The organism is Paenibacillus polysaccharolyticus (assembly GCF_900102085.1).
GTDB lineage: Bacteria > Bacillota > Bacilli > Paenibacillales > Paenibacillaceae > Paenibacillus > Paenibacillus polysaccharolyticus.
In genome coordinates, this window is sequence record NZ_FMVM01000033.1 from 19,805 (window position 1) to 28,055 (window position 8,251).

Genomic DNA, 8,251 nt, shown 5'->3' on the forward strand with positions numbered 1-8,251 from the left:
CTTATTATGAAGGGGGAATACTGCTTACGCAATGCGAAGACAGAATTACTTATGACTTTTACTTTTTGAAAAGCCACTCATGATCCGGGTCGTTATGGAACTTCCACGTTCGTGTCGGTCCAGCCATCACATTCAAATAATAGACTTCATATCCCGGAGGCGCACCTACCGGATGGTATCCATTCGGCACAAGCACGACCTCGCCGTTTTTCACGGCAAGCGTCTCGTCCACAGAACGATCATCGGTGTACACGCGTTGAATGGCAAATCCCTGCTCCGGCTGCACACGGAAATAATACGTTTCCTCTAGCAGTGATTCATCCGGCAACGCATCCCGATCATGTTTATGCGGCGGATAGCTCGACCAGTGACCGTCCGGTGTGAACACTTCAACGACCAGCAGGCTGTCGGCTTCCTTTTGCTCCGGTAAAATGTTATGGATATGACGCTCCAGATTGCCGTAACCGCGCCCTTCCACACCTACATCCTCAGGAGCGATCAAGCGTGAAGGATACGTACCTTTCCCTGGAGCAACACAAATCGCGATCTCCAGCTCGGTAAGTGCCGTAACCTCAATCTGATCTGACGTGGACACATAGACGGAGTACGGAGGAATTTTTTCGAAAACGCTCATGCGTTTCCCGATATTCTCCCATGTATGCTCCCGAGTACTTACATTCGCAAGCCCGCTGAGAAGCACCACGCATAGCTCCTGGTCTCCACTCTCACGGCTTAGCTTCTCCCCTGCTACTAGTTTTGCAACCTGAAATCCGACGTATTCCCAGCCAGCAGATTCCGGTGTCACCGTTAATATTGTCCCGTCTGCCTCCGGGTTTGCGGCAGGTTTTACAATAAGTTCTGACATGTTATTGATCCACTCCTTCCATACTCGTCTGCTATCACTTGATCTGATCCTTGTGTGTTTGACATAGGTAACATTCATTCATTTTGAAGAGAAAATTGCTTTGAAACTTCTACTAAATTCTACTTAATTTGCCGGTTGCGTCTCACGCGATGCACCTGGAACTTCTGTCATCTTCACAGGTCTTCCCTGCTCCATGGACATCTTGGCTGCCAAAGCGATCCGCTCTGCCTGTACTGCATCGTTACCGTCTACAATGACGGGTTTATCATGAATAATGGCATCGATGAAAAGAGCAGTCTCCTGCACATATGCTTCATTGTAACGTTCAAGGAAGAAGTGCAGTGGTTTGTCGCGCATCAGTCCAGCTGCTGTGCTGATCTCCGCTGTATTCGGATGATCATTATCCGCCGAAGCGCTGCCCAGCGAACCGAATACTTCCACACGTTGATCATATCCGTACACGGCCTGACGGCTGTTGTCGATCACACCAATTGCGCCATTAGCAAACGTTAACGTAACGATGGCTGTATCCACATCACCATGTTCTGCGAATACCGGGTTAATGAGTACCTTGCCTTTGGCGTAAACTTCCTCTACTTCACTGCCGGACAAATAACGGGCCATATCGAAATCATGAATCATCATATCCATGAAAATTCCGCCGGATACCCGGATATATTCCGCAGGTGGTGGGCTCGGGTCACGGGAAGTAATCTTAAGAATATGTGGATCACCAATCGTGCCTTCCAGCACATGAGAGCGTACTCTTCTGAAGTTGTGGTCAAAGCGGCGGTTAAATCCGATCTGAAGTTTCACGCCAGCCTTTGCTACAGCCGCTACAGCCGCTTCGGTCTGGAACAAGTCCATACTTACCGGCTTTTCACAGAAGATATGTTTACCCGCTTGTGCTGCTTGCTCGATCAACGGTACATGTGTATCTGTTGAAGAACAGATTAATACTGCATCAATGTTTGGCATAGCAATGAGCTCACTGCTGTCTTTGGTGACAACAGAGATGCCGCGTTCAGAGGCCCACGCCTCCAGTTCAGGTCCTGCGAACAAATCACTGATCGCTACAATCTCGGCATTCGGGTTACGCAGTAGGTTGTCTGCATGGATTTTGCCGATACGTCCAGCACCGATGATGCCAATTCTTACTTTGTCCTTGCCCATTCCGTTATCCTCCCTATTTGCATCCCTATGGTGTCTGGGAACTGAGCCCTTGCTCAGCCCCTGTATTGCATGGTGTACGCTGTGCGTTGATCGATTACCAGCGTGTAGTTACCATTTTCTTGCGAGTGTAGAACTCCACACCATCCGTGCCGTTAGCATGCAGATCACCGTAGAAGGATTTCTTCCAACCGGAGAATGGGAAGAAGGCCATCGGCGCTGGTACACCCAGATTCACGCCCAGCATACCCGCTTCAATCGTTTCACGGAACTGGCGCATATTCGCACCGCTGCGAGTAAATAGGCATGCCCCGTTAGCAAAGTCTGAACGGTTTGCCAGTTCTACCGCTTCCTCCAGCGTTTCTACTCTTGCCACCGAAAGTACTGGAGCGAAGATTTCATCTTTCCAGATTTTCATGGTGCTATCTACATGATCAAATACAGTTGGCCCTACAAAATAACCGGAGCCGTCTGTCGCTTGATCCTTACGTCCATCCCGAATCAAGGTTGCGCCTTCCTGTTCACCTGACTCAATGTAACCCAGTGTACGCTCTTTGTGAGGTCCACGGATTACCGGACCCAGGAATACGCCTTCGTCCATGCCGTTACCAATGTTGATGCGGTCAGCAGCTTCCACCAGCTTTTGTACCAAGGCATCCGCCACATCACCAACAGCAACCACAACGGAGCAAGCCATACAACGTTCGCCAGCTGATCCAAACGCTGCACTTGTGATCTCTTTTACGGTCAGATCAAGGTCAGCGTCCGGCATAACGATGGAGTGGTTCTTCGCACCAGCAAGTGCCTGAACACGTTTGCCGTGTGCAGAAGCTGTTTTGTAGATGTATTCAGCGACAGGTTGAGAACCGACAAAGGAAATAGCCGCAACTTCTTTATGCTCAAGCAATCCGTTTACAACGTCATGTGCACCGTGAACGATGTTGAGTACCCCGTCTGGAAGTCCCGCTTCTTTGAAAAGTTCTGCCAAACGTCCAGCCAGGAGCGGAGTGCGCTCTGACGGCTTCAGAACAAATGTGTTACCGCAAGCAATCGCCAGCGGGAACATCCAGCAAGGTACCATCATCGGGAAGTTGAACGGAGTGATTCCTCCGATGACCCCGATTGGGTAACGGTACATGCCTGATTCCAGTCCTGTAGCGATGTCAGGCAGCTGTTTGCCCATCATGAGGTTCGGGGCGCCTGCCGCGAATTCAACACACTCAATCCCGCGCAATACCTCGCCATAAGCCTCGGCATAACTTTTACCGTTCTCCAGTGTCACCAGTTTAGCCAGCTCTTCCCAGTGCTCTACCAGTAGTTGCTGATAACGGAACAGAATACGGGCACGGCGAGGAACCGGTGTGGTGCTCCATGATTTGAATGCTGTCCGTGCAGCCTGTACGGCCTGATCTACATCCGCTTGTTCAGACAGCGGCACGTATGCAATAATCTCTTCCGTAGCCGGGTTAACAACCGCTTCGGTTCGTGTTGTCGTTGGGGTTACCCAAGTACCCCCGATCCAGTTTTGTACGTTCGTCACTGTTGTAGACGCTTCTGAAGTCCCTTTTCCCATGTGTGTTGTCTCCCCTCGTTTATGTGCGTTACTTCTATGCGTTTCTTTCCTATCCACTGCGTATCTTCGTATCACGAAGTCCCATTGATCCAACATGGATCATCTAGAACAAAGCCATCTGTTTACGGCTGCATCAAGACGGAATAATCTCGCCCCGGTTGCAGCGTTCGATATACTCATTCACTTGTTCTACAGTCGGCATTGCATCCGAGCAGCTGTGACTGGAGATAACGATACTTGCTGCTGCGCTTCCGTAGCTCATACTGCGCTCAATCGTCCAGCCTTGCATTAAGCCGTAAAGGAATCCGGCAGCGTAAGAGTCGCCTGCACCGAACGTTTTCACAACACGAGCAGGGTAACTGTTAGCCCGGTGTGAGAGCCCTTCACGCGTATACGCGATAGAACCTTCTTTTCCGTGCTTGATCACAACGATTTTCGCTGAAAAATCAAACCATTTCTGTGCCGTCACCTGATCATTATGATCCGGGTTATTCTCAAATGTCTCCATCATGTCGAACTCTTCTCGTGTTCCCAGAATGATATCGCATTTCTCGGCAGCGAGGTTATAATAGACTGCTGTCTCTTCATCCGATGTCCAAGTATATGGACGGTAGTCCAAATCAAATACGATGACAGTGCCATGTTTTTTTGCATAAGTCAGAGCTTGAATAACGGCTTCCCGTGATGGGCTCTGTGCGAGAGCTGTACCGGAGATCAACAACACTTTGGAATCCGCAATTAGTTGCTCCTGTACCTCGCTGGCCTGCAATAACAGATCCGCTACATTGTCCCGGTACATTAGAATACTGCAATCTGTCGGGCTTTTGATTTCGGTAAAAGCTAGGCCCGTGACTGCCCCCGTGTTATCAGTCACCACATTGGAGGTGTCGATCCCGTTCTTCTCCAGATAACTTTGGATGAATCTGCCCATCTGGTCACCTGCAATTTTGCCGATGAAAGCCGTCTCCATGCCAAGTCTGGACATGCCGATCGTAATATTGGCCGGAGAACCGCCAACGTATTTGGTGAACGTCATCGTCTCTTCCATCGGACGGTTGATCTCATTGGCATTCAAATCGATGCACAAGCGGCCAATGGCAGTGAAATCCTTCTTCCTGGATGCTGGAAAGGATACGTAAGTCATTGCGTTTGAGCCCCTTTCTATGGTGGAAATTTCGATTGGTTAGGAGATAATTCTTACTCCATTTATATGAATTCATATTGGTTCTTTTTAATTTGCTACACATATAGATGCTAGGCTGGTTAGCTGTCTTTAATTGCGGTGTCTTTACTGCCCTAGTACAGAGACTCCATGTAACTCAAAGAGCGTTTCGCATACTCATACGGATTATGAATGGCAGGATCTTGTTCTCCTTCGAGCATCGCCCAGCCGTTATACCCGCGAGTGATCAGTTCCTGCAGAATCGGTGCAAAATCAATGCAACCATCTCCTGGTACCGTGAATACCCCCCTGCGAATACAGCCAACAAAGTCTGATTGCTCCGCTCGTGCCTGATCCAGCACATCCGGGCGAATATCCTTCAGATGGATGTAGGCAATCCGGTCGTAATGTTTACGCAGCACCTCAAGTGGATCGGCGCCGCCATAGTAGGCATGGCCTGTATCAAAGAGCAAGTATACCAGTGAAGGATCTGTGAGCTCCATCAAACGATCAATTTCCTCTGGTTGCTCAACTACAGTGCCTCCGTGATGGTGATAGGTGAGCTTAAGGCCATGCTCCTGAGCAATGGCACCAGCTTGGTTCAAACCTTCAGCAAGAACATGCCATTCGGCATCGCTGAGTCTGAGTACTTCTTTTTCATGAGGTGTCCGTCTTGGATCAAAATGAAGTGACCCGCCAACCTCGGCTGTACTAATGACCTTGCTGCCCATGGACTGCAGAAATTCAGCATGTCTGCGATAATCGTCCAGCTCCGCTTGGCGATATGCCGGATCCGAGAACAGTACTGATTTCCACTGGGAGATCAGGTTGATATTACGCTTGCTCAGTTCTTCACGCAGTGTAGCGGGATCGGTCGGATACTTGCGTCCCATCTCAGTACCCTTCAATCCCAGACGCTGAATATCGTCCAGAATCTGCGCACAAGTTGTATCATCACCATGTTCCTTTACATCTTCGCCGACCCAATTGATCGGATGAATCCCAAGCTGGAATGGCAGCTTGCTCATGGTTCCACGGCTCCTTTTGTTGTTCAGCTTTGTCAGACTTTATCTTTATGAGAAGAGATTTATTTATGAAATAAATGAGTAGATGAGATTAGTAGCGTGAATTACACCCGTTTTGCTTTACCGCGATTCGATTTCATCGTCTCGTGGGCACGAACTACTTTTTCCTCAACCGATACTTCAGGCACCCCGACATTCCACCATGACTCATATCCGCCTGTGTTGGTTCCCGGTACAACCGGAATTTCAATCAACGTTGTTACCGTCTCGTTCTTGGCATCCCGAAGCGCCTGTTCCAGTTGTTCTGCGGTTTCCGCACGATATGCTTTCGCTCCCATACTACGAGCGTGAGCCGCAAAATCCATAGGCATATACTCACCCGTCAAACGGCCGCTCTCTGTTTCGCGATAACGGAATTCGTTCCCGAATCCGTCACTGCCATGTTCACGTTGCAGATTATGAATGCACTGGAAGCCATTATTATTGAATAAAAGAACCGTCATTTTCTTCTGTTCCTGCAGACTTGTAACCAGTTCAGAATGCAACATCAAATAACTGCCGTCACCCACCATGGCGTAGACTTCACGATTAGGCTCTGCAAGTGCTGCTCCAAATGCACCGCTGACCTCGTATCCCATACAAGAGAACCCATACTCCATGTGGTATGTCTTCGGCTCAGTCGAACGCCACAAACGATGCAAGTCACCTGGAAGGCTTCCTGCTGCACAGACAATTACCGAAGATGGATCAATCGTGCGGTTTACGATACCAATGGCTTTCGTCTGCGCTAAACCAGCTTCATGCTCGGCAGCGTAGAGTCGATCCACTTCTGTATTCCATTGATCACGGAGATCAGCCACTTCAGATGAACCATATGCACTGCTGTACTGTTGTGCCTTCAATTCTTGTTGCAACGCCTGCAAACCTTCACGGGCATCTGCCAGAATGGCTTCCCCGCCTAACTTGGCAGCATCCATACTATTCAAGTTAATGTTGATAAAGGATACTTCTGGATTTTGAAAAGCAGCATGTGAGGCCGTGGTAAAATCGGAGAACCTCGTACCCACGCCGATCACGACATCCGCTTCTTTAGCCAAGCGATTGGCTGCCAGAGAACCGGTAACCCCGATGGCCCCCACATTAAGCGGGTGTTCCCAAGATACTGCGCTTTTGCCTGCTTGTGTTTCAGCAATTGGAATACCGAAGGCTTCCGCGAACTCGATCAGTTGTGCAGATGCTTCGGAGTAGAGCACCCCACCGCCTGCAACGAGCAGGGGCTTTTTGCTATGGGTGATCTGCTTCGTTGCCCGTTCAATGGCTGCCTGAACAGGTGGCCTGCGATCCAGATAATGCACTTTACGGGCAAAGAAAGATTCCGGGTAGTCATACGCTTCTGCCTGCACATCCTGAGGTAATGCCAGCGTAACAGCTCCGGTCTCAGCTGGGTCGGTCAATACACGCATAGCATTGGTAACTGCAACCATCAACTGTTCCGGACGCACGATGCGATCCCAGTATTTGCTGACCGCTTTGAACGGATCTGTAGCCGATATGGTATAGTCATTGCTTACTTCAAGTTGTTGCAATACGGGATCTGGCTCTCTTGTAGCAAAGTTATCTCCTGGGAGAAGCAATACCGGAATCCGGTTCACCGTTGCCGTTGCTGCGGCAGTAATCATATTCAATGCACCAGGGCCAATAGACGTAGTGCATGCGTAGATCTGTTTGCGGTTCTTCTGTTTGGCATAAGCTGCAGCTGTGTGCACCATACCTTGTTCGTTTTTACCTTGCATATACGTCAGGCTTCCAGAGCTGCGTTCTAATGCTTCCCCGATTCCCGTTACATTCCCATGTCCAAATATTCCGATAATTCCTTTTACAAACTTGGTTTCTACCCCATCTACCGAGATATACTGCTGATCCAGGTATCGAAGCAAGGCCTGAGCCATCGTTAGTCGAATCGTTGTCATGAATTGATCGCCATCCTTTCCTTTACGGGTTAAGCGCTTAATCTAAGTTAAGTTTAAGCGCCTTACCCCTAAAGGTTAAGCGCTTAATTCATATGGTATTACAGGCTGAGCATTTTCGCAAGCTATTTTTGTAAGCGTTTTATTAAAATTAGGTTGTATTTGCGTAAAATAAGGGGTGAGATCGTACGACGCTGGAGGAATGTAAGGTATAAATGATCAACAAATATTAGCTTGGAGTGTAACAAGAGAGTTCGCTGAATGTGGATTGAATGTTAATTGAGAAAATAGATGCAGAAATATGACGAAGGCTTGGCCACATAATATAGGAAAAGGGGAATAACCTCTTGTTCATGCAAAAAAAGAAAGAGAACACAGATTGTGTCTCTTTCTTCTTCAATATATAAAGCGGGTGATGGGAATCGAACCCACGCTATTAGCTTGGAAGGCTAAAGTTCTACCATTGAACTACACCCGCATAAACAAAAA

Annotated in this window: 6 protein-coding genes and 1 tRNA gene; all 7 read right to left on the reverse strand. The window is 48.7% G+C overall.

What is annotated here, in order from left to right:
- Positions 1 to 58: 58 nt before the first annotated feature.
- A complete protein-coding gene (gene iolB, locus BLQ13_RS28150; RefSeq protein ID WP_090924983.1) occupies positions 59 to 865 on the reverse strand; it encodes a 5-deoxy-glucuronate isomerase in 807 nt (268 codons plus the stop codon).
- Between the two features lie 123 nt (positions 866 to 988).
- On the reverse strand, positions 989 to 2,038 hold the full coding sequence (gene iolG / locus BLQ13_RS28155) for an inositol 2-dehydrogenase (RefSeq protein ID WP_090924984.1): 1,050 nt from the start codon (positions 2,036 to 2,038) through the stop codon (positions 989 to 991).
- 94 nt (positions 2,039 to 2,132) lie between these two features.
- Positions 2,133 to 3,608 carry a CoA-acylating methylmalonate-semialdehyde dehydrogenase gene (locus BLQ13_RS28160; protein WP_090924985.1) on the reverse strand — a complete coding sequence of 492 codons (1,476 nt, stop codon included), beginning with the start codon at positions 3,606 to 3,608 and terminating at the stop codon, positions 2,133 to 2,135.
- Between the two features lie 133 nt (positions 3,609 to 3,741).
- The gene (iolC, locus tag BLQ13_RS28165; RefSeq protein ID WP_090924986.1) at positions 3,742 to 4,752 is read right to left on the reverse strand and encodes a 5-dehydro-2-deoxygluconokinase; all 1,011 of its coding nucleotides are present in this window, start codon (positions 4,750 to 4,752) and stop codon (positions 3,742 to 3,744) included.
- 152 nt (positions 4,753 to 4,904) lie between these two features.
- Entirely contained in the window at positions 4,905 to 5,798 is an 894-nt protein-coding gene (iolE, locus tag BLQ13_RS28170; RefSeq protein ID WP_090924987.1) for a myo-inosose-2 dehydratase, read from the reverse strand.
- A 101-nt stretch (positions 5,799 to 5,899) separates the two neighbouring features.
- On the reverse strand, positions 5,900 to 7,765 hold the full coding sequence (iolD, locus tag BLQ13_RS28175; RefSeq protein ID WP_090924988.1) for a 3D-(3,5/4)-trihydroxycyclohexane-1,2-dione acylhydrolase (decyclizing): 1,866 nt from the start codon (positions 7,763 to 7,765) through the stop codon (positions 5,900 to 5,902).
- Between the two features lie 404 nt (positions 7,766 to 8,169).
- Positions 8,170 to 8,240 (reverse strand) — tRNA-Gly (locus BLQ13_RS28180).
- Positions 8,241 to 8,251: the final 11 nt, after the last annotated feature.